This window comes from Nonomuraea sp. NPDC001684 (assembly GCF_053596515.1).
In genome coordinates this window covers 1-1,503 of record NZ_JBSFGJ010000855.1, presented here as the reverse complement: position 1 = coordinate 1,503, position 1,503 = coordinate 1, and the positions used below count along the sequence as shown (strand labels likewise).

At 70.7% G+C, this 1,503-nt stretch carries 2 protein-coding genes; one reads left to right on the top strand and one right to left on the bottom strand.

Annotated features, from left to right (window positions below):
- Nucleotides 1–809: DUF2268 domain-containing protein (locus ACWCSD_RS52505; protein ID WP_449927432.1), on the bottom strand; the 809-nt coding region annotated here is incomplete at its 3' end.
- Between the two features lie 101 nt (nucleotides 810–910).
- On the opposite strand from ACWCSD_RS52505, the gene ACWCSD_RS52500 reads away from it, so the two are divergent.
- Nucleotides 911–1,318, top strand: coding sequence for a YciI family protein (locus ACWCSD_RS52500; RefSeq protein ID WP_387663729.1), 408 nt, complete (start codon nucleotides 911–913; stop codon nucleotides 1,316–1,318).
- Nucleotides 1,319–1,503 lie beyond the last annotated feature (185 nt).

Genomic DNA, 1,503 nt, shown 5'->3' with positions numbered 1-1,503 from the left:
GCCGCCAGGTAGGCGTCGACCAGCCGGTTGCCCGCGGCGTACCCGGCGCCCATCGGCAGGCCCACCGGGGTGACGCCGAGGTGCTCGGCCCCGGGGTCGCCGTGCACCCAGGCGGTGAAGTTCTCCATGCCCGTCACGTCGAGGCCGGTGAGCACCTTGTCGAAGACCGCGTCGTCGTGCAGGTGCGGCACGCCGATGCGGGCGTAGCCGAGCTCGTCGCCGTAGAGCTGGCGGGCGAAGGCGTCGGCCAGGCCCTCGCCGACGATGTGCTCGCCGACCGTGACGGTCATCGGGTCCCACACCACTCCGCCCGGGCTCCATCGCAGGTTGTGGTGGAGCTCGTGCACGGCGGTGGCCTCCAGCCGCTCCACGTTCTCGGGGAAGGGCCACAACGTGATGGCGATGTTGCCCGAGATACCGCCGAACCCGGTCAGCCCCTTGCAGGGCCCCATGAAATGCTCGTCAGCCGGGTCGCCGAGCACGAACAGCACGGTGATGTCCGGCACCGCCAGCCCCGGCGTCGCCTCCAGCAGCACGGCGAGAGCGTCGTCGAGCGCGCGCCGCATGCGCTCCCAGGCTCCGGCCGCCTCCAGGGTGTCCAGCGCGTCGAGGCAACGCTCCTCGTCACGGTCGATGGGGAACCCGGAGGTCTGGAGATGCACGGACACCAGATCGACCTCGCCCGGGTAGTAGCGGTACATCCCGGCGTTGGGCTCCAGCATCGAACGCAGCAGGCCGGCGCGGTCCGCCATCGGGGCCAGCAGGATCCGCCGCATGGCGGAGCAGGTGTCAAGAACGGTGATCGACATGGCCCCGATGCTAGAAGTTGACGCAACGTCAACGTCAAACCGGGTTTTGTCCCAGGGCGGAACCCGGCCAGACTGGGCCGGACAGTTCGAAGGAGAACCTGATGGCCAAATACCTGCTGCTCAAGCACTACCGGGGCGCGCCGGCGGCGGTCAACGACGTGCCGATGGGCCAGTGGACGCCGGAGGAGGTCGCGGCCCACGTCCAGTACATGCGGGACTTCGCCGCCCGGCTGCAGGAGAGCGGTGAGTTCGTCGACAGTCAGGGGCTCTCGCCCGAGGGCACGTTCGTCCGCTACGACGGCGAGGGGCGGCCGCCGGTCACCGACGGGCCGTTCGCCGAGACCAAGGACCTGATCGCCGGCTGGATGGTGATCGACGTCGCGAGCTACGAACGGGCGCTGCAGCTGGCCGGCGAGCTGTCCGCGGCCCCCGGCGCGGGTGGCGAGCCGATCCACGAGTGGCTGGAGGTGCGGCCTTTCCTGACCGGGACGCACCTGGTGGCCGAGTGAACGAGTCGTTTCCTGGCCGGGACGCACCTGGTGGCCCGGTGAACGAGTCGTTTCCTGACCAGGCCGCACCTGGTGGCCCGGTGAACGAGTCGCTGCTGCGGGAGCTGGTGCCCGCCGTGATCGGCGTCGTCGTCCGGCGCGGCGCGGACTTCGCGGCGGCCGAGGACGCCCTCCAGGACGCCCTG

Bases quoted from the DNA above. Each gene is read 5' to 3' on its own strand.
- ACWCSD_RS52500 (WP_387663729.1), top strand. From the start codon at position 911: ATGGCCAAATACCTGCTGCTCAAGCACTACCGGGGCGCGCCGGCGGCG.